This window comes from Mycobacterium bulgaricum (assembly GCF_041287165.2).
Lineage (GTDB): Bacteria > Actinomycetota > Actinomycetes > Mycobacteriales > Mycobacteriaceae > Mycobacterium > Mycobacterium bulgaricum.
Map to the genome: position 1 here is coordinate 78,117 of NZ_JBGGKV020000009.1, position 19,880 is coordinate 97,996.

The following is a 19,880-nucleotide window of genomic DNA, read 5'->3' on the forward strand; positions in this document are numbered from 1 at the left end:
CGGTGGCAATAACGGCTAGGTCGTTGTCGGCGGAGCGGCGTAGTCTAGTTACATGGATGTAGTTCCCGCGACGCCTGCCAACCTTGATAATGGTACGTCCTCGCCGGGACCTGGCGAATTCGCCGCGCAGGTCTATCCAGCAGCCGAGCGCGAGGCGGCTGGCCCGCGCCCCGAGCGCTTCCAGGTCCTCGCTCTCGATGGAGGGGGCGCCAAGGCGTTGTTCACTGCGCATGTGCTTGCACGTCTGGAGCAGGATCTGGGCGTTAGGATCACCGATTCCTTCGACCTCATTGCTGGCACGTCGGCGGGCGGCATCGTCGCACTGGGTCTCGGTGCGGGCCTCACGCCGAAGGAGATTGTCTCCCACTACGAAGAACTGGTCGAGAAAGTCTTTCCGGCGTCGAGGCGGCGAGGATGGCGCCGACCACGGCAGCTGAGATCGCCCATCTATGACGCAGAGGCGCTGCGGCAAGCGTTGACCGGCGTCCTCGGAGCCCGACTCCTTGGCGACAGCACGAAGCGACTCGTCATTCCCGCGTGGGATGTACAACGCGGGGCCGTGCACATCTTCAAGACTCCGCACCACACACGGCTGACCCGCGACTGGCGCATACCGATGGTGGACGTTGCACTGGCGACCTCGGCGGCGCCGCTGTACTTCCCCGCGGCGTACGTCGACGGACACAGGCTCATTGACGGCGGAGTATGGGCCAACAACCCGGCTGTCGTCGCGATCGCCGAGGCCGTCAGCATGCTCGGTGTTCCTCTCGACGCGATTACCGTCCTCAACGTCGGCACCATTGATCAGCTGACCGATCACCCCAAGCGCTTGGACCGCGGCGGACTCTTACACTGGGCAAGACCGATTGCCCCGCTGATCCTTAACGCCAGCAGCCGTGGCGGACAGGGCCTCGCCGAACACTTGATCGGCAAATCCAACTACACGCGCTTCGACGCTCTAGTGCCCGGCGGCCTCTACGCACTGGACTCGGCGGACCCAAAGGACGTGGCCGGCCTCGCTGCCTCAGTCAGCCGAGAACTCAGCCCTAGCTACACCGCGAAATTCGCTGACCACCAGGCGCCCGCATACACACCGGTGAACGGACGCCGACACCGCGACGATCCGGGCAGCATTTCACACACGGAGGCCCCCAATGCAACTCGCTGACCACTTCAACGTCTTGCTGAAAGACACGGTCAATCTCAGCCAGTTCAAACTGGACCTACTCAACCAGCGCGTCGAAGCCATCTACAAGGCACTCAAAGCCGACGTCGAAATCGGTGCGCTGATCACCGGCAAGACGCCGCAAGGCTCCTGGGCACACCGCACGATCATCAACCCCGTCGGTGACAACGAGTTCGACGCCGACTTCATGCTCGACATGAGCCAGAACCCGGACTGGGCCGACAACCCCAAGACCTACATCGATGAGGTCTACGCAGCCCTGCATCGGCACAGCACCTACGGCACCATGCCGCACTCACGTAAGTGCCGCTGCGCGCGGCTCGTCTACGCCAACTCCATGCACGTCGACATCGTCCCTCACCTCAACCTGGCCGACGGTCGAGAGGTCATCGTCAACCGCGACGACAACGAGTGGGAGCTGACGAACCCGCAGGGTTTCACCGATTGGATGAAGAAACAGGACTCTATCGCCAGCGGGAACTTACGCAAAGTGATCAGACTCATGAAATACCTTCGTGATCACAAGAATTCGTTCACCGGCACACGTTCAGTCCTGCTGACCACCATGCTGGGGGAGCAGGTAACAGACTTGCGCAAGCTCCTGGACCCGAGTTACTACAGCAACGTCCCCACAACTCTTCTTCATGTCGTGCAAGACCTCGACACCTGGTTGCAAGCGAACCCGATCAAGCCCTCCATCGCCGACCCGTCCGGTTCCGGCGTGACGTTCGACCACCGGTGGGGACCAGACCCCGAGAGCGCTCAGGCGACCTACAGCTACTTCCGTGACCGAATCCACGTGCATGCCGCCGACATCGAAGCGGCCTACGAGGAGAAAGACAAAGACCGCAGTGTCCAGCTGTGGCAGAACATCTTCGGCGACGGATTCAAGGCGCCGGCCACAACAACCGCTAGCGCGAAGTTTCCAGCAGCCACCTCTGCCGCGGACTCAACAGTGGGGCGCTCTGGTCGGGCAGGGTGACCAGACGCCACCAGCCCACGCTGACGGGCTGGCAGAAGCATCTCCTCGCCGAACTCAAAGCGCTAGCGCAACAACGTCCCAACGAAATCCAGGTCCGAGGAAGACCCACGCTCGACGCTAGCGGCGAGGCGTCGCTCCGCATCTCGCTACGCACGGCCGCCATCCCGCATCATCCGGGTGGCCTGCAACTTCAAGAGACCGAGGAGTTCATCCTTCAGCTTCGCCCCTCTTCGTACTCGCTACCGGCTATCGACGTTGATCACACTCGGTTTCTCGGCTACCCCCATGTGCTCGCGGGTCAACGACTATGCATCTATTTGGATCCTTCACGGGAATGGCAGCCGACGCTTGGTGTGGCCGGCCTACTCACCCGCCTTTGGGACTGGCTCGTCGACGCGGCCGCCGGAAACTTCGACGCCGCCACCGCCATGTACCACGCTGTTGGCGGAGTGCCGCATCAGGCACATGACACACCGACGATCGTTACCCGAGAACCCGGACCGGCGAAGCGCCACCAAACGGCTCACCTGATCGCCCGGTCAACGCACCGATACGACCTGACGTACTCGCCTGGAGCTGCCGGGCATCGCGTACCGGTAATTACCCTGGCCACCGCGCTGCCGTTCGGTGCCGCATCCACATTCGCGCTACTGCTTGCTCTCCTGGACGACCCCTACCTTGACCGCCTCGAAGGACGGGCTCCCCGGATCGCACCGCAATCGCCGGCGTTCCTCACCGCCCTCCTGGCGAGTGCGTTACGAAATCACCACGACGCCGAGCAATACTTCGTCCTCGCCGTGCCGCACCCCGCTGGAGGCCCACCCCACCTCTTGGGCGGACGGCTCCCCACCCCAACGGCGAATGCGCTCCGCGAGGTCGCGCAGCAACGGGGTGTGGGGGTTGTTCTCGACCCCGCGAAGATCAACACTGAAATCCCGATTGAGTGGTGCAGGATGTCCGACGAACGACCCGAAGTGACAACCCGCCGCGACGACGGCCGCCCCGTGAACGGATTTCAACGAAAGACTGTCCACATCTGGGGCTGCGGCGGGCTCGGATCATGGATCGCCGAATTCATCGCTCGCGCAGGAGCATCGGAGATCACCGTGTGCGACCCTGGCATCGTCACCGGCGGCTTGCTCGTCCGACAAAACTACGTCGAAGACGACATTGGCCGTTCCAAAGCCGAGGCACTCGCTGGACGGCTCCGCGCGATCCGTGATGACCTGACGGTCACCGTCGCAGAAGGGCACCTCCCAGAAGACCACACGTCATGCCTGGCAGCGGATCTCATCATCGACGCCACAGTGAACAACGGCATCACGAGCTGTCTCGATGCGTTGGCAACTGCGCCGACGCGAAAGGCATTGATCGCTCAGGTCGCCACAGACGCTCGCTCTGGCACGCTCGGCCTAGCCGTGCTGTGCGCCGCAAGCGCAACAGCGACAGTTTCCAGCATCGATCAAGACGCTGGCCGAACAATCCAGGGCGACAGCGGACTTGAGCTCTACCACACGCTGTGGCAAGAACCCAGCGATGACGAACTTATACCAACCAGGGGCTGCTCGGTCCCCACATTCCACGGCTCGGCAGCCGACCTCGTAGCGGTCGCAGCCACACTCGTCAACCTGATCGGAAGCCACCTCCAACAACCGGACTCCGCGGTTTCGGGCACACACCTCATCGCTCTGCCGCACGCGGCCAGCGGCCCCCGACACCACTTCCTCCCCGGTGTAACGCACCCCATGGATCACACAGCAGGGACAGAATGAGGGCAACGGAACGTCAACGCAATGCCCCATCAGAGGGCGTCATTGTCGAGCGTCTTCGCACCGAGGCAACCAACTGGATCAACGCCGTGGCGCTCCAATCAGGACGCATCGACCGACGCTTCAACAAGCGGCACGCCGACCACGTGGAACTCCAAACTCTTGAACGTGACCTGCACTTCTTCCTGTTAGCGGCGGTACGCCTTCGCCGCTGTATCGAGCAGGTGTCTCGATACCAGTAAAGAAAGTTCTCACATCGCAGGTCAGCGACGGTCAGGCTATTGGTCCGGCCTGCCGCTCGCGGCGTCTCGATGCGGCGAGCAGCGAGGGCAGCTGCGCCTCGTCGTGATGCCAGCGCTGTGGCCTGCGACTTAGTTCCGGCGCCGGTCGTGGGTGCATGCATGCGTGGCGGCGGACGGAGGGCGGAGCGCAGGGAGCGGCGCGGACGGGAGCGCCAGCGGACGGGAGCAGAGCGAGCGTAGCGAAGCCTGCTGGTGGCCGCCGGTTCCTGCGGGTCGCGGGTGTCCAGGATCTGCGCCATCAGCCGCGACGGGGCTGCGGCATGGTGCTGGGGCTCGTAGGCTGGCGGTTGTGAGCGTAGTTTTGGCGCAGCGTGCACGGCGCGAGGCCGAGGCGCGGCTGGCTGAGCAGCCGCGGCGGTTGGCGCATGTCCGGGGGGTCGCGACGACTGCCGAGCGGTTGAGCCGGCGTTTCGATGCTCAAACGGCGGACTGTCTGGTCGCGGCGGGGTGGTTGCACGATATCGGTTACGCACCGTCGGTGCGCCGGACCGGTTTTCATCCCCTTGATGGAGCGGAGTTCGTGCGATCGGCGGGTTTCGGGGAGCTGGTCGCTTCCTTGGTGGCCTTTCATACCGGAGCGCACGCGGAGGCTGCCGAGCGGGGCTTGTCGGGTTTGTCCGCGTTCAGCGATCCGCCCAGCAATGTCCTTGATGCGTTGACTTTTTGCGATCTGACGACTGGACCTGACGGGGCGCCGATATCACCGCGAGATCGACTACGCGACGTGTTGGCGCGTTATGGATCCGAGGACCCGGTGCACCGGGCGGTCGACGCGGGCCGCGACGAATTGTTGGCGGCGGTCCGGCGAGTACGCGACTGGCTGTAGCCCAGCGGTCAGCCGAGGTAGGGGCTGTCGCGGCGTTGCAGGTAGTGCTCGACGCGCAGTCGCATCGACGGATGCATATCCAGGCCAGCGATGTCGTCGGGGGCAGTCCAGGCGATGTCGGTGCTTTCGTGGTCGATGGCGAGGGTCCCGCCGAGCACCGTGGTGGCGAACAGTAGCGAGAATTGTTGGCGCACTTCGCCATCGGTGAACGCGACCACGTGGTGGGGGTTGGTGTAGACACCGACCAGACCCGTGACTTCGACGTCGAGCCCGGTTTCTTCTTTGACTTCCCGCACGGCGGTGTCGGCGATGGTTTCGCCGATGTCGTGTCCGCCGCCGGGTAACGCCCACAGGGTGTTGTCGCGGCGTTTGATCAGCAGAATACGACCTTGTTCGTCGGTGACGATGGCCGAGGCGGACGGAACGACACTGTTGGGCGCCGGGGCGTTGGGGTCATTGTAGTAGTCGGTGCGCATCGGGGGTCAGCCTTTCGCGGTCAGCGGTCTGGCGCGGTTCCAGACCTGGGTGAAAGCGTCTTCGAGGGTGGTCCAGAGCCTTGGCTCATGGTGACGTGACAGAACCAGCACAGGGTTGTTGCGCCCGGGTGAGCCGTAGATGTGGAAGTTGACAATCATGGCGTCATCGACCCGAAAGATCGACGTGTAGAGCGCGGTGTCGTGGGTGCGAATGTCCAGCCCCGGGGTACAAGCGTGAGGGGCGAGCAACTCCACCGACGTGCGGCAGCGGGCGATGACAGCCTCGCCGATCCCTTCCTCCTCACCGCGCAAGATCGTGGTCGCAGTGTCGGGATCCCCGACGAGAAACCGCACCGACACACCGCGGGCGGCGGCGGCGAGCAGGGTGTCGAGGAATCCGTCGAGGGTGTCGAACAGGAACGTGGCCGCGAGCACGAGGATGTCGATGCCGGTGGTGGCGTCGGCGAAATGCTGCTGCCACGTCGTGATCGGCAGCTGAGTACGGCTGGCATACAGGGTCGCGGTGAATGGCCCACCCGCAGACGCTGTTGTCACTGCACGGGGGGTAGCGGCCGGGTACTGCTTGGGCCACAGGTCATGCGGAGTGCAGTCGAGCACCTCGCTGGCGCTGCGGGCGTTGTGTTCGCGAATTCTGTAGTCGCTATCGGCCAGCCAGCGTCGCACCGACTTGATATCGACACCCACCGCGGTGGCGAACCGCTGCGAGGACAGACCTTTGGCCTGTAGCCGCTGCGCGAGGCGATCGTTGGGAGTGATGGCGGCCTCGGTGCCGTCCTGCTCGTCCATCGTGTCAGCGCACATCTTCCCGTGTCGTCCGTATCCATCCTTCAGCGCGTGGTGTCTAGTTTGCCATGCGATTGCCGCCACCCTGCGGCGATAGTGTCGGTGTGATGTCCGTGGGTATGTCCGGCCGTGTCCGAAATGCCCGTGGATGTGTCGGAAATGTCGGCACATGTCTCTCGCAACGTCCGTGATGTCCACGTGAACTGAATCCAGCGCCGGACCGGCGTCAACATCTCACGAAAGGACTAGTAGGACAATGCGTTTGAGAATCGATACGTCTGGAACTCGTTTTATCGTCACCCGCGCTCCGGAGCCACGGCTGAACTTCGAAACCGGCGCCCCGAAAGTCGACACCGCCACCGGGATGCCGATGTACGCCACCCAGGTCCTCGCGCTGGATGACTCCGGCGGCGAAGTACTCAATGTCACCGTGGCAGGAGACCCCAAAGTTACAGTCACGCAGTCTATTTCGGTGGTTGGTCTGGTGGCCATCCCGTGGGCCCAAGGTGATCGCAGCGGGGTGGCGTTCCGCGCTGATGCCCTCACCCCCGCCACCGCCAGTGGTGCTGCGCCGAGTGAGCAGACACGCCCGCAGAAGTAACCCCAAGCGGGTGTGGGGTGCGGTGAACCGATCACCGCACCCCGCCACCCCGGGCATTGCTGTTGACCACACGCTCACGGAGGGCATCTCTCATGACATCGAACAATAAGAACACCACCAACAGTGGATCAGGCGATGACGACTGGTTCGGAGAACTGGTCATGTCGCTGTTCACCGCAGCCGGGTATGTGCTCTGGTGGGCGGTGCTGTTCCCGGCGATCAACGTGCCCATCATCGCCAGCCTCGTGCTTGCCATCAGCCACGGCCCACGCGTGGGCCTGATCTGCGCGATCGTGTGCAGTGCCGGGTATGCGGGCTGGGCCTGGCTCCAACCGGGGTCATTTCGCGCCTGGGTGACCGAACCGGTACGGCGGCGCTGGCTCACGTGGTCGCGCTACACCCGCACCTGGGAATCGACCTGCACCTTGCACGGCCTGACGGCCACACTCGGCGGCCGCACCCTCACTCCCACCCTGCGCACGGTGACAATCGGTAAAACCACCGATGTGCTGGCGGTGCGCATCGTCACCGGCCAGTCCGTGGCAGATTGGCATAAACAGTCCGACGCGCTGGCCGCCGCGTGGCGCGCCGACCGCATCAGCATCACCGCCACCTCGCCTGGCGAACTGCGCATCACTTTAATGCGGGCAGACGTGCTCGCTGAACCGATCGTCCTGCCCATGCCCGCCCCGGCAACCCCGGTGGACCTGGCGCTGGTGCGGGTCGGGATCACCGAAACGCGGCATTGGTGGCAAGTGCCGCTGCTCGGTCACCATGTGCTGATCGCCGGGGCAACCGGCGCAGGTAAAGGCTCAGTGCTGTGGTCGTTGATCGCCGGCATCGCCCCCGCGGTGAAGACCGGACTGGTGCGGTTATGTGTCATCGACCCCAAAGGTGGCATGGAACTCGGTGCCGGAGCACCCCTGTTCACCGTGTTCACCCACGACGCCACCGACACCACCCTGGAGCTGCTACGCCAGCTCGTCACGGTGATGCACGCCCGGGCGAATCGTCTGCGCGGCCACACCCGACTACACACTCCCACGACGTCGGAGCCGTTGTTCGTGGTAGTGATCGATGAAATCGCAGCACTGAGTGCGTATGTGACCGACCGCAAGGTCCGCACCGAAATCGAACAACTCCTGGGCCTCCTGCTCTCGCAAGGCCGCGCAGTCGGCATCAGCGTCGTCGCCGCGGTGCAAGACCCCGCCAAAGACACCCTGCCGTTAAGGCAGCTGTTCACGGTGCGGATCGGGTTGCGCCTGACTGAAGCCACCCAAACCACTATGGTCCTGGGACAGGGAGCACGCGATGCCGGCGCCGAATGTGACCGCATCCCCGACGCGACACCGGGTGTTGGCTACATGATGGTTGACGGCACCGCCTACGCCCAGCGGGTGCGGGCCTTCCACGTCACCGACCACGACATCACCGCGCTGGCCACTCGGTTCCGCCGACCCCCGAGCCGACCGAACAAGACCCACCATCCACACAACACCGATACCGGGCACACCGTGGGTGAGGGCAGCGGTGAATAGCTCCATGACATCGGCGCAGCTTGCCCTGCCGGGTGTTCCGGATACAGTTGATACCACCCGAGTGGTCGAGCAGATGGTGCGCCGGGCCGCGTCGATGGGATACCAATCCTGGTGGCGACGAGCAGAATCCGTCGGATTCTGCGCTCACCCCATCCAGCTGATCGGTACCGATGAGTACGGGCGTCAGCGGGTGGTGTGGACGCGGTGCAACAACCGTCGCGCCCACATTTGCCCGTCGTGTTCAGATCTCTACGCCCGCGACACCTGGCAACTCGTGCACGCCGGCGCTGCGGGAGGCCACCACGGCATGCCCACCGCGGTGGGCGATCATCCGCAAGTTTTCCTCACCCTGACTGCCCCCAGCTTCGGGGCCGTCCACACCGCCACGACGTCGGGGGACAAGAAAGCGCAGGTATGCCGAGACCAGCACCGGATCGGCGGCTACCGCCGCTGCCCGCATGGAAAACAATTGTGGTGCAGCATGTCCCATGATCATGGCGACGAGCGGGTCGGTCAGCCGCTCTGTCCGGAGTGCTACGACTATGCCGGGCATGTCCTGTTCGCCTGGCATCTTCCCGAACTGTGGCGACGCTTCACCATCACCATGCGGCGCACCCTCCGCAAAGAACTGAAAGCCACCGGTGTGGATCCGGATGCGGTGCGGGTGAGCTTCATCAAAATCGTCGAACTGCAAGCCCGCGCCATCCCACACATCCACGCCCTGATCCGCCTGGACCCCCAAGACGACCCCGATCAGACCGATTGGGAATCACCCATCGGTGCAGTCGAACTCGCCACCATCATCCAACACGCCGCCCGCACCGTCACGCTCACCATCGACGATCCGACCGCTGATACCGATGCGCGGACGATGCGTTTCGGCACACAGATCGACACCCAACCCCTCGCCGCATCCGCAAAACCAGTGAAAAGTGCTCCACCAGAACCAGAACCAGAACCAGGGTCAGGCTCAGGACGGTCCATGTCTGGCCGGCTGGTGGCACGCTATCTCGCCAAGTATGTCACCAAATCCTTGGTAGACCTCGGAATCAGCGCGCGCCGCCTATCTACGGAAGCCATACCCGACCTGGACGTGTCAGAGCATGTGCGGACCATCCTGACCACCATCAGCGATCTCGCGGACAAAGGACTGTCCGGCATCGGGCGGTGGTTGCACACCCTCGGATTCCGCGGCCACATCACCAGCAAATCCCGCCGTTATTCCACTACCATGACCGTGCTGCGCGAACAGCGCGCCATTTGGACGCGTGAAGAACGCTTGAAAAGCACTGCATACCAATACGATCCCAACTGTGACTTCGCCGGTCGCGATGATCTGGTGGCGTGGGAGTTCGAACGTGCCGGCCTCGGCAGCCTCGGCGATCGCAGTCTCGTCTATTCCGCGGCCCTCCAACGCATCCACTCCCGCCTCATCGGACTGGTAGAAGCACGTCGCCAAGCCCACAACGAACAATGGGATCCGCTAGGGGCAAGCGATGGCTGAAAGATGCCCGACTACGACACATGCTCGCTCCGAGTGTGACGTTCGAGTCGATGCTCCGAACATGTCAGAGGGAGGTGTTGAAATTGACCTGCCGAACCGGTATCGGCTCCCGCGCGAGGCCAACCGCGCGCTGGTAAACGTCATACTGGCTATGCGGGACCGGACGCCTAGATCAGGGAGGGGAGTGGCATGAGCCTCAGGTTCGCCTTCTATGGCCGAGTGAGTACCGAGGACGCCCAAGATCCGGAGGCGAGCCGCAGCTGGCAGAAACGTCGTGCCATCGATCTGATCAGTCCGCATGGCGGCGTCCTCGCCGCCGACTACTTCGATATAGGCCAGAGCCGGTCGCTTCCCTGGAAACGCAGGCCGGAGGCTTCACGTCTGCTCGCAGATGTCACTTCTCGTGGCCGTGGCTTCGATGCCGTCGTGATCGGGGAACCTGCTCGCGCGTTCTACGGACCGCAATTTGCGCTCACCTTCCCGGTGCTCACGCACTACGGGGTCGGCCTATGGGTGCCTGAAGTTGGCGGAGCGGTTGATCCCGGATCCGAGGCACACGACCTCGTGATGACGCTCTTTGGCGGAATGAGCAAGGGAGAACGTGCGCGAATCCAGATGCGCGTGCGTACCGCGATGTCGGCACTCGCGCAGGACACAACCAGATACCTCGGCGGTCGCCCACCGTACGGTTATCAACTCGTCGATGCCGGCCCGCACCCAAACCCCGCCAAGGCAAGTCTTGGGCAGCGTCTTCACCGCCTGGAGCCTGACCCCGAGACCGCCCCGACCGTCGAGCGGATCTATCGCATGTATGCCGATGGTGCTGGCTTGCGCTTCATCGCACAGCAGCTCACCGACGATGGAGTGCCATCACCGAGCCAATACGACCCGGCACGGAACCGGCATCGTGACCCACGTGGATGGTCCCATTCGGCGATCCGCGCCATTCTCGACAACCCTGCGTACCGCGGTATCCGTGTCTGGGGCAAGCAGGAGAAGTATGAGGTCCTTTTGAACCCCGATGATGTCGCCGCGGGATATGAGACTCGCATGCGGTGGCGCGATCGGGCCGACTGGATCGCACCCGATCGACGCACGCACGAAGAGCTGATCCCTGATGAGCTGGCGCAGGCTGTTCGTCTCCGGATGCAGGCGCGGCGTGGTCCCGGTCGCGTGTGCAGCAGAGAATCGACAGTGCCGTATGCGCTGCGTGGGCTGCTGTTCTGCGCCGCATGTGGACGGCGAATGCAGGGCGCCGCCCGGCCGGGGAAGCAAACAACGCGGATCCTCTACCGTTGTGAGTTCGGCAAGTCACGTTCTGTACCTGTGGACCTGAGTGATCATCCGCGCACCGTCTATCTCCGCGAAGACGCAGTGACAGCGCGACTCGACGAATGGATCGCCACTCTGGCCGATCCAGAAGACCTCGCACGCGGGCAAGACGTGGACCCGGCGGCCGGACCTGGCTACGCCGCCTTGCAGCGCCAGCTGAGCGAGGCGAATGCCAAAGTGGCTGCCTTGATCACCGCCGTGGAGTCTGGCGTGGCCGTTGAGGATCTAACTGCTGCGTTGCGTCAACGTACCGCCGAGCGCGACGAGCTGAGGGCACGCGTTGAGCGAGTGGAGCGGCCCCGCGCCATGTGTGCCGCCGAGATCAGTGAGTTAGTTAAGGAGTTAGGCGGACTGTCGGTCATCCTCGGCGCGGCAACCGGAGCTGAGCGCGCCGAGGTGTACGCAAGCTTGGGCCTGCGTCTCGACTACGACCCGCATCTTCGGCGAGTCACGGCGACTGCCGACCTGAGTCGTGTCGCCGGATGTGTCCGAGGGGGGACTTGAACCCCCACGCCCGTTAATAGGGCACTAGCACCTCAAGCTAGCGCGTCTGCCATTCCGCCACTCGGACCTGCTGTGCGGCAGCTAAGGCTAGCGGATGAGCGGCCCCAGGCCCAAACCAGACGCCGGCGCTGTTACAAAGGGACATGTGAGTGGTCCTTCATCGCCGGCCGACGAGGTCGTCGACCTCGTCAGCACGCTGATCCGGTTCGACACCTCCAACACCGGCGACCCGGCCACCACCAAAGGTGAGGCCGAATGCGCGCGCTGGGTGGCCGACCAGCTCGCCGAGGTCGGCTACACAACCGAGTACATCGAGGCCGGCGCACCGGGCCGCGCCAACGTGTTCGCCCGGTTGGAGGGCGCCGACCGTTCCCGGGGCGCGCTGATGCTTCATGGCCATCTCGACGTGGTGCCAGCCGAGGCGTCCGACTGGAGCGTGCACCCGTTCTCCGGCGCCGTCGAGGACGGCTACGTGTGGGGGCGCGGCGCGGTCGACATGAAGGACATGGTCGGGATGATGCTCGCCGTCGCCCGGCACTTCAAGAGGTCGGGGACCGTGCCGCCTCGCGACCTGGTGTTCGCGTTCGTCTCCGATGAAGAGGCGGGCGGGAACTACGGGTGCAAGTGGCTCGTCGAGAACCGCCCCGATCTGTTCGAGGGCATCACCGAGGCGGTGGGTGAGGTCGGCGGGTTCTCGCTGACGGTGCCGCGCCCCGATGGCGGCGAGCGTCGGCTCTACCTCATCGAGACCGCCGAGAAAGCGATGCTGTGGATGCGGCTGACGGCGCGTGGCCGCGCCGGGCACGGATCGATGGTGCACGACGACAACGCCGTCACCCTGGTGTCGGAGGCTGTCGCGAAGCTGGGCAGGCATCGGTTCCCCATTGTGTTGACCGAGTCGGTCGAACAGTTCCTCACCGCCGTCGGCGAGGAGACCGGGTACGCGTTCGATCCCGCGTCGCCGGACGTCGAGGGCACGGTGGCCAAACTCGGCGGGATCGCCCGGATCGTGGGTGCGACGCTGCGCGACACCGCCAACCCGACGATGCTGAAGGCCGGCTACAAGGCCAACGTCATACCGGCGACGGCTGAGGCGGTGATCGACTGCCGGGTGCTGCCCGGCCGGCTCGCCGAGTTCGAGCGCGAGGTCGACGAGATCATCGGTCCGGACGTCAAGCGGGAGTGGATCACCAAGCTGCCCTCGTATGAGACGCCGTTCGACGGTGAGCTTCTCGATGCCATGAACAACGCGATCCTCGCGACCGACCCGGACGCGCGCACCGTGCCGTACATGCTGTCCGGCGGAACCGATGCAAAACACTTCGCGCGCTTGGGGATTCGTTGCTTCGGCTTCGCTCCGCTGAAGTTGCCGCCCGATCTGGACTTCGCCGCACTGTTCCACGGCGTCGATGAGCGGGTACCCGTCGATGCGTTGACCTTCGGCGCGCAGGTCCTCGAGCACTTCCTGCTGCATTCGTGATCACCGACTGAAAGGAATCATTGGCCATGGCTTTTGACTACGACCCGTACTCGTTCCTGCCCGAGCTGCCCACCTTCACCGTGACATCGCAGTCCTTCACCGATGGCGGAACCTGGGGCAATGACCAGGTCAGCGGCATCATGGGCGCCGGCGGGTCGGATGTGTCGCCGCAGCTGAGCTGGTCAGGATTCCCAGAGGAGACGCGCAGTTTCGCTGTCACCGTCTACGATCCGGACGCGCCGACGGCCTCGGGCTTCTGGCACTGGGCGGTGTTCAACCTGCCCGCGACGGTCACGGAGCTGCCGGCCGGCGTCGGCGACGGGAGCGCCAGCGGATTCCCGGGTGACGCCGTCACGCTCGCCAACGACGCAGGTCTGAAGCGGTTCATCGGCGCCGCCCCGCCCGCCGGCCACGGCGCGCACCGCTACATCGTCGCCGTGCACGCGGTCGGGGTCGAGAAGTTGGACGTTCCCGCCGACGCCACCCCCGCCTACCTCGGCTTCAACCTGTTCGGTCAGGCGATCGCCCGCGCGCTGATCACAGGAACCTACGAGCAGAACTGAGGAGCGAAGTCGCCGGTATCGCAGCGGCGGCGAACAGCACAACCGCCATCGCGATATAGAGCTGCACGCCGGATTCGGAGCTCGCCGGGACATCGCCGGGTGTCCGCGTCACCTTGAGAATTTCGTTTCCGACGAAGGTGAACAGCACCGAACCGAGCGCCATGGCCACCGACACCAGCCCGGCGGTGGTGCCCTGCCGCTGCGGTGTTTCCAGGCTCGTCGCCAGGTTGTAGCCCGAGGTGCCGATCGCACCTGCCGCGATGCCGATCGCCGCGCCGCACGCGAGGGCGATCGGGAGGATGGACATGCCGGCCAGCATCCCGAATGTCGCTGTCGCACCGAGGGTTACGCCGCCCAGCAGGGGGAGGGCGGGCCCGTGGCGTCCCGCGATCCAGCCTGCGCAGGCGCCGCCGATCACGATGCCGAGGTTGGGTGCGGCCATCAGCGCCGCGACCGACTCACCGTTGCCGAGCCCGTAACCGAGGCCGAGATCCGGCGGCACCTGGGCGATGATGCTCGTCAACTGCAGCATGCTGCGGAAGGACCCAGCGGCCAACACCACCGCCAGTAGGGTCAACACCACCGGCCGGCGCAGCGCCCCAATGTCGATGAGCGGTTCGTCGACCCGCACGGCCAGGAACGCCCAGAAGCCCAGCGCGGTCACTCCGATCGCCAGCAGTGCCACTGCGCCGCCGGATAGCCAGGCCAGCGTGGCGCCGAGCCCGCCGCCGAGTAGCAGCGCCCCGCCGATGTCGATCCGTCCGGCTTTGCGGATCGGCGATTCCGGCACCGCCAACCGCACGCCGAGCGCCGCCGTTGCGGACAGTCCGGCCGCCACGACGAAAACGCCTCGGAAGCCCATGAAGTCGATGACCGGCTGCATGAGGAACGGTTCGAGAATGCCGACGACGGACGAGCTGGATGTCAGGATGCCGACGACGCCCATCGCCGTCCGCGGGGCGCAGATCTGGAGTATCAGGGCCACCGACAGGAAGATCGTGGCCAGCGATGCGCCCTGAAAAAAGCGGCCCAGCACAAAGATCCACAGGTTGGGGGCGGACAGGCAGACCAGGGCCCCGGCGCAGGCGAGCAGCAGCCCCGTGATGAGCACGCGGCGCTTGCCGTAGAGGTCGGAACATTTCGCCAGCAGGGGCGACCAGATAGCCCCGGCGAGCATCGCGCTGGATCCCAGCCATGCCGCCTGATCGGTGTCGAAATGGTCCAGCAGCTGGGGCAGGACCATCATGGGCGATCCGATGGCCACATCAGCCAGCACATTGGCCAGCGTCAGTACCGTCACCCACAGCGCGACCTTCACACCCGCAGCGCCCTGTTGCGGTCGGCGATGGCATCCCAGGTGGCTGGCAGCATGCGGTCGAGGCCGCGGTCGATGCTGTTCTGAGCCGACGTGACGTACGGGCGCTGCCGGGTCTCGTACCGGGTGAAAGCTGACGCGTAGTCGGCGTCGACAAGTTCCTCGGCGAGGAAGCGTGCGCCGGTGAGTGCCAGCGACGTACCCCGCCCGGACAGGTAAGCCGCGCAGTATCCGGCGTCGCCGACCAACACGACGCGGCCGCGGTGCCAACATGGCATGTGGATCTGGCTGGCAGCGGTGAGGTAGAAACCGGGATCGGCCAGGGCGACCTCGAGCAACTCCGGGATCCGCCACGAGTGGTCTCCGGAGAAGGCGCCCCTCAGGATCTTCTTTTGGGCGTCGAGATCGCGATAGTCGAAAGTCAAAGGCTCGGAACGGAATTGAAAGACGACGACGGCTTTGCCCCCATAGTGGAGCAGGCCTGCCATTCGGTCGGGAATGTTGTAGATCGCATTGGGCCCCATGGGGTTCGCCTCACCGGGGTACGCGCGAGCGCGAAATAGACACCGAGGTGCTTGGTGTACCGCGAATCGGGACCGAAGACCATCCTGCGGACGGCCGAGTGCTGGCCGTCGGCGCCGATCACGACGTCGTAGTGCCCGGTGTGCCCGGAGGAGAGCTGCGCTGCTCCGTCCTCGGACAGGGCACGGATCGAGTCGCCGAAGCGAACCGTCACCGAATCCGGAACGGCGCCGGCAAGGATGTGTAACAGGTCTTCGCGGAGTAGCTCGATGTCGTCGTCCGAGTCGCCGATTTCGGTCACGGGTAGCGCTGCGACCGGCTCCCCTGAGCTGTCGACGAACTGGGTCTGTTCGGACATCCGGATCCGGCGCGCTTCGATTGAAGCGAGTAATCCCATCTTCTCGGCGATTCCGATCGCGTCGCCTCTGATGTCGATCGGAGTGCCGGCCGTCCTGAGGTGAGGGGCGCTCTCCACGACGGTGACGGCGTGGCCGCGGGTGCCGAGCTCGAGTGCGCAGGCGAGCCCGGCGATACCGGCCCCTGATACGAGGATGTCCACATAGCTCCTTAAAACGACGGTTTGTTGCTTTAAGCAAGACGCTACCAGCCGTTTGCAACAATCGACAGCTATGGACCCCGCCGATGACGGTGAGCGGACGCGGCGCCCCGGCGGCCGCAATGCGCGGGTGCGTACTCAGATCCTCGCCGCGACCGCCGAATTGGTGGCCCGCGACGGTGTCGCCGGCTTCCGGTACGAGGACGTCGCCGAGGTCGCGGGCGTGCACCGCACGAGCGTCTACCGGCACTGGCCGGATCGCGAACAGCTGGTGGTCGACGCGGTGTCCAGTTACGCCGACCAGCTGGCCTCTGTCGCTGATACCGGCGACATCCACCGAGACCTCGTCGACTTCCTGGTCGCCATGGCCGACGGCCTGCAGACGCCCTTCGGCCGCGCCCTCGAGCAGGCGATCCAGCCTGTCCGCGAACATGCGTCAGCCCAGGCGCTCGCGCAGATCCTCGAGCGGCGGGTGGCCGCGCTGCGGCGACGGGTGGACGACGCCGTCAGCCGCGGCGAACTCCCGGCGGTCGACAGCGCATTTTTAGGCGAGATGATCTCTGGGCCTGTGCATCTAATCGTCAATCGTGGGATGCGGCCGTTCTCGCGTGCCGATGCCGACCGGATCGTGCGTGTGGTGCTCGCGGGTCTTCGTGCGAGTGAGTGAGGCCGCCGAGCCCGTGGCTTTCGGCGGGTTATCCCCAAAGCCGAATTCATCCACAGCCCATGGACATCGGCTGGCTTGAGCGGCGCTAGCCGACTACTTTCGATCATATGTTCGAAGAGCTGATTCGGCAGGCGGAGCGGTCGCGAGGTGCGGCCGTCATCGGGGCGTGGGCCCGGGTGGAAAACGCCGGGGCGGCTCGTCGACTCTCGGCGATGGCCGACCTCCTGGCCGGCAAGCTCGCAGATAAGGACAGCGCCGAGCGTGACCAATGGTGCCTGGACAACTGGGATGCCGTCTCGGCGGAAGTGGCTGCCGCTCAGGGCGTCTCGATGGGCGTGGCGTCGAATGAACTTCTCGATGCGTGGGCGTTGCGCGAACGCTTGCCCCGGGTGTCGGAAGTGTTCGCATCAGGGGCGATCTCCTACCGCCACGCCAGGGCAGTGGTGAAGCGCACCAAATTGGTCAAAGACAGCAACGCCCTCGCGAAGATCGATACCGAGATTGCTGCCCAGATCGCCGGTTGGGGCACCTTGTCCAAGGCGAAGCTGGAAAGCGAGATCGACTACTGGGTCGATCGCTACGACCCTGCGGCGGTGGTCCGGGCGGAGAGTGCAGATCGCTCACACCATGTCGATGTCGTGATGGCCGAGGACGGGTCGGGAGTGTGCTTCATCGAGGCCGTCCTGTGTGCGCACGACGGTGAGGTCATGGACCGTCGCTTGGACGAGATGGCGCGAGGGGTGTGCGCGAGGGATCCACGGCCGATGGACAAACGTCGTGCGGCGGCGCTTGGCGCGGTGATGGCCAAAGCCGACCGGCTTCAGTGCCACTGCGGCGCAGAAGACTGCGCTGCCGCCGAGCGCACTCCGACCGCGGTGATCGTGCACGTGGTGGCCGAGGAGGCCAGCCTGGCCGACGACACCCCGGTGTTGGATCCCGCCCTCGCCCTCGACCCCGACCCCGACCCCGAACCCGACCCCGAGCCCGAGCCCGAGCCCGAATCCGCCCTTGCGGACCCGTCATGGGGGAGTGGCATCGCGGAGTTGCTTTCGCCGGCACCGGCGACGGGCCCGGCACAGTGCAACCCGGCCAAGATCGTCGGCGGTGCGATTCTGCCCGCACCCCAGTTCGCTGCCACGCTGGCCAAGACGGCGACGCTCAAATGGATCGTCCATCCGAGGCAGGCCCCACCCGAACCCCGCTATGTGCCCTCTGCGAAGCTGGCGGAATTCGTCCGCTGCCGGGATCTGACGTGCCGATTCCCAGGCTGCGATGTGCCTTCATTTCGTTGCGACCTCGACCATACGATCGCGTACCCGGCGGGGCCGACGCAGGCGTCGAACCTCAAGGCACTATGTCGAAAACACCACTTGCTGAAGACATTTTGGGGCTGGCGCGACGCACAGTCTCCGGACGGCACCGTGGTGTGGACCTCGCCCGAGGGTCAGACGTTCACCGATCATCCCCGCAGCAGAGTGCTGTTTCCGGCGCTGTGCCGGCCCACTGCGGCGGTGAACCTCCGGCCCAACGGCGAGGCGTCCGAGTCGAACGTCCCGTCGGGGCTGGGCATGCCGCGCCGCACGCTCACCCGTGCGCAGGCGAAGGCACGCTCGGTCGACGAGCAGCGGCGCATCAACGAAGCGCTTCTCGGCTAGCGCGCCGCCGAGCCCACCGCGTCGGTCAGGGATGTGAAACCGTTGTCGCGCAAGCGTTGTGCGATGCCGTCGTTGATCGTCTTGGCCCACAGCCCGCCGCCGTAGACGAATCCGGTGTAGCCCTGCAGCAGCGAGGCGCCCGCGGTGATGCGCTCCCAGGCGTCGTCGGCGGTCTCGATTCCGCCGACGCTGATCAGTACCAGCCGGTCGCCCACCCGGGCATACAAGCGGCGCAACACCTCTGCGGCGCGGCGCGCCACCGGGGCACCCGAGATGCCACCGGCCCCGAGGGCGTCGACACCCGGCGTCGCGAGGCCCTCCCGCGAGATCGTGGTGTTGGTGGCCACGATCCCGGCGAGGCCGAGTTCGACGGCCAAATCGGCGATGTCGTCGATATCGCTGTCGGCGAGGTCGGGTGCGATCTTGACCAGCACCGGCGTCGACGTCTCGGCGAGCACCGCCGACAGGATCGGCCGCAACGACTCGACCGACTGCAGATCCCGCAGCCCGGGGGTGTTGGGGGAGCTGACGTTGACCACCAGATACGCCGCCAGCGGACCGAGCAGCCGGGCGCTTTCGGCGTAGTCCTCAGATGCCCGCTCCGGCGGGGTCACCTTGGTCTTGCCGATGTTCACGCCGATAGGCACGTCAGAGGAACTGCCGGCCAGCTGAGCCGCCAGTGCCGCGGACCCGTGATTGTTGAAACCCATGCGATTCAACAGCGCCCGGTCGGCGGGCAGCCGGAACATCCGTGGCGCCGGGTTACCCGGCTGGGCCTGCGCGGTCACGGTGCCCACCTCGGCGTAGCCGAAGCCCAGCGCACCCCAGGTGTGTACGCCGAGGCCGTCCTTGTCGAATCCGGCGGCCAACCCCATCGGGCCCGGGAAGCGCACTCCGAAGACCGTGCTGGTCAGCGTCGGATCCTGCGGGGCCAGCCGGCGGGCCAGCCGGCGGCGCAGGGGATCCGGGGTCGTCGCCGCCCTCAGCCCGGCGAACACCCAGGTGTGGATGCGTTCGGGCGGGACGAGGAAGAGGGCCTTTCGCAGCGCCGGGTACATCACAGCGCCGGCTGGTCCGGTCCGGGTGGCCCGTCGGCGCGTTTCCTGCGCCGCAGCAGAACCCGGCGCGACCCGTCGGTGTACAGCCGCACCCGATTGAGCTCCCACCCGCGGTACTCGGCCTCGATCGACAGGCGGATCGATGCGGTCACGCGCGTCACATCCGGCGGCAGCCGCAGCGGAATCCACTCGTAGTCGGCCGAGTCCTCGGCCACCGCCTTGCTCCACGCGGCGGGCATC

20 protein-coding genes and 1 tRNA gene are annotated in these 19,880 nt (G+C 65.4%); 13 read left to right on the forward strand and 8 right to left on the reverse strand.

Annotated features, from left to right (window positions below; translation table 11 throughout):
• Positions 1-52 precede the first annotated feature (52 nt).
• The 5 genes from ACAG24_RS21775 (at position 53) to ACAG24_RS21795 (ending at position 5,065) form a co-directional block, all read left to right on the forward strand.
• Positions 53-1,168: a CBASS cGAMP-activated phospholipase gene (locus tag ACAG24_RS21775; RefSeq protein WP_011560565.1), complete on the forward strand. Its 1,116-nt coding sequence runs from the start codon at positions 53-55 to the stop codon at positions 1,166-1,168.
• On the forward strand, positions 1,155-2,168 hold the full coding sequence (locus ACAG24_RS21780; RefSeq protein ID WP_005110610.1) for an SMODS domain-containing nucleotidyltransferase: 1,014 nt from the start codon (positions 1,155-1,157) through the stop codon (positions 2,166-2,168). Before ACAG24_RS21775 ends, ACAG24_RS21780 begins: the two co-directional genes overlap by 14 nt.
• A complete protein-coding gene (locus ACAG24_RS21785; RefSeq protein WP_011768281.1) occupies positions 2,165-3,940 on the forward strand; it encodes a ThiF family adenylyltransferase in 1,776 nt (591 codons plus the stop codon). Before ACAG24_RS21780 ends, ACAG24_RS21785 begins: the two co-directional genes overlap by 4 nt.
• The gene (locus ACAG24_RS21790; RefSeq protein ID WP_005110614.1) at positions 3,937-4,179 is read left to right on the forward strand and encodes a hypothetical protein; all 243 of its coding nucleotides are present in this window, start codon (positions 3,937-3,939) and stop codon (positions 4,177-4,179) included. Before ACAG24_RS21785 ends, ACAG24_RS21790 begins: the two co-directional genes overlap by 4 nt.
• Before the next feature lie 349 nt (positions 4,180-4,528).
• Positions 4,529-5,065: an HD domain-containing protein gene (locus ACAG24_RS21795; RefSeq protein ID WP_005110615.1), complete on the forward strand. Its 537-nt coding sequence runs from the start codon at positions 4,529-4,531 to the stop codon at positions 5,063-5,065.
• Positions 5,066-5,073: 8 nt separating this feature from the next.
• On the opposite strand, the gene ACAG24_RS21800 is transcribed toward ACAG24_RS21795, so the two are convergent.
• Together ACAG24_RS21800 and ACAG24_RS21805 are read right to left on the reverse strand one after the other, a co-directional pair.
• Positions 5,074-5,541 (reverse strand): NUDIX hydrolase, encoded by a 468-nt coding sequence (locus tag ACAG24_RS21800; RefSeq protein ID WP_005110618.1) that lies wholly within the window; start codon positions 5,539-5,541, stop codon positions 5,074-5,076.
• A gap of 6 nt (positions 5,542-5,547) precedes the next feature.
• A complete protein-coding gene (locus ACAG24_RS21805) occupies positions 5,548-6,348 on the reverse strand; it encodes a hypothetical protein (RefSeq protein ID WP_011560562.1) in 801 nt (266 codons plus the stop codon).
• Between the two features lie 253 nt (positions 6,349-6,601).
• Here ACAG24_RS21805 and ACAG24_RS21810 point away from each other — a divergent pair, with 253 nt between their 5' ends.
• The 4 genes from ACAG24_RS21810 (at position 6,602) to ACAG24_RS21825 (ending at position 11,824) form a co-directional block, all read left to right on the forward strand.
• Complete coding sequence (locus tag ACAG24_RS21810) at positions 6,602-6,946, forward strand: SCO3933 family regulatory protein (protein WP_011560561.1); 345 nt, start codon at positions 6,602-6,604, stop codon at positions 6,944-6,946.
• Positions 6,947-7,038: 92 nt separating this feature from the next.
• Complete coding sequence (locus tag ACAG24_RS21815; RefSeq protein WP_011560560.1) at positions 7,039-8,484, forward strand: FtsK/SpoIIIE domain-containing protein; 1,446 nt, start codon at positions 7,039-7,041, stop codon at positions 8,482-8,484.
• 4 nt (positions 8,485-8,488) lie between these two features.
• Positions 8,489-9,988, forward strand: a complete 1,500-nt coding sequence (locus tag ACAG24_RS21820) for a replication initiator (protein ID WP_011560559.1) — start codon at positions 8,489-8,491, stop codon at positions 9,986-9,988.
• Positions 9,989-10,177: 189 nt separating this feature from the next.
• A complete protein-coding gene (locus tag ACAG24_RS21825) occupies positions 10,178-11,824 on the forward strand; it encodes a recombinase family protein (protein WP_011560558.1) in 1,647 nt (548 codons plus the stop codon).
• On the opposite strand, the gene ACAG24_RS21830 is transcribed toward ACAG24_RS21825, so the two are convergent.
• Positions 11,806-11,891: transfer RNA gene (locus ACAG24_RS21830), tRNA-Leu, on the reverse strand. The two genes, ACAG24_RS21825 and ACAG24_RS21830, sit on opposite strands and share 19 nt — an antisense overlap.
• Before the next feature lie 27 nt (positions 11,892-11,918).
• On the opposite strand from ACAG24_RS21830, the gene ACAG24_RS21835 reads away from it, so the two are divergent.
• Both ACAG24_RS21835 and ACAG24_RS21840 read left to right on the forward strand, forming a co-directional pair.
• Positions 11,919-13,304 carry a M20/M25/M40 family metallo-hydrolase gene (locus ACAG24_RS21835; RefSeq protein WP_370474582.1) on the forward strand — a complete coding sequence of 462 codons (1,386 nt, stop codon included), beginning with the start codon at positions 11,919-11,921 and terminating at the stop codon, positions 13,302-13,304.
• 26 nt (positions 13,305-13,330) lie between these two features.
• Positions 13,331-13,867, forward strand: a complete 537-nt coding sequence (locus ACAG24_RS21840; RefSeq protein ID WP_370474581.1) for a YbhB/YbcL family Raf kinase inhibitor-like protein — start codon at positions 13,331-13,333, stop codon at positions 13,865-13,867.
• Here the strand turns inward: ACAG24_RS21840 and ACAG24_RS21845 are convergent.
• Genes ACAG24_RS21845 through ACAG24_RS21855 form a run of 3 tightly spaced genes read right to left on the reverse strand, consistent with a single transcriptional unit; the run spans position 13,842 to position 16,263 of the window.
• Positions 13,842-15,185, reverse strand: coding sequence for an MFS transporter (locus ACAG24_RS21845; protein ID WP_370474580.1), 1,344 nt, complete (start codon positions 15,183-15,185; stop codon positions 13,842-13,844). The two genes, ACAG24_RS21840 and ACAG24_RS21845, sit on opposite strands and share 26 nt — an antisense overlap.
• Complete coding sequence (locus ACAG24_RS21850) at positions 15,182-15,607, reverse strand: Rossmann-fold NAD(P)-binding domain-containing protein (RefSeq protein ID WP_370474579.1); 426 nt, start codon at positions 15,605-15,607, stop codon at positions 15,182-15,184. The genes ACAG24_RS21845 and ACAG24_RS21850 overlap by 4 nt, the downstream gene beginning before the upstream one ends.
• A complete protein-coding gene (locus ACAG24_RS21855) occupies positions 15,604-16,263 on the reverse strand; it encodes an FAD-dependent monooxygenase (protein WP_370474578.1) in 660 nt (219 codons plus the stop codon). The genes ACAG24_RS21850 and ACAG24_RS21855 overlap by 4 nt, the downstream gene beginning before the upstream one ends.
• A 70-nt stretch (positions 16,264-16,333) precedes the next feature.
• Between ACAG24_RS21855 and ACAG24_RS21860 the strand changes: the two genes are divergently transcribed.
• Together ACAG24_RS21860 and ACAG24_RS21865 are read left to right on the forward strand one after the other, a co-directional pair.
• Positions 16,334-16,927: a TetR/AcrR family transcriptional regulator gene (locus ACAG24_RS21860; RefSeq protein WP_370474577.1), complete on the forward strand. Its 594-nt coding sequence runs from the start codon at positions 16,334-16,336 to the stop codon at positions 16,925-16,927.
• Positions 16,928-17,034: 107 nt separating this feature from the next.
• The gene (locus tag ACAG24_RS21865) at positions 17,035-18,582 is read left to right on the forward strand and encodes an HNH endonuclease signature motif containing protein (protein WP_370474576.1); all 1,548 of its coding nucleotides are present in this window, start codon (positions 17,035-17,037) and stop codon (positions 18,580-18,582) included.
• Here the strand turns inward: ACAG24_RS21865 and ACAG24_RS21870 are convergent.
• Together ACAG24_RS21870 and ACAG24_RS21875 are read right to left on the reverse strand one after the other, a co-directional pair.
• A complete protein-coding gene (locus ACAG24_RS21870) occupies positions 18,579-19,640 on the reverse strand; it encodes a quinone-dependent dihydroorotate dehydrogenase (RefSeq protein ID WP_370474615.1) in 1,062 nt (353 codons plus the stop codon). The two genes, ACAG24_RS21865 and ACAG24_RS21870, sit on opposite strands and share 4 nt — an antisense overlap.
• Positions 19,640-19,879, reverse strand: a complete 240-nt coding sequence (locus tag ACAG24_RS21875) for a DUF5703 family protein (RefSeq protein WP_370474614.1) — start codon at positions 19,877-19,879, stop codon at positions 19,640-19,642. The genes ACAG24_RS21870 and ACAG24_RS21875 overlap by 1 nt, the downstream gene beginning before the upstream one ends.
• Position 19,880: the final 1 nt, after the last annotated feature.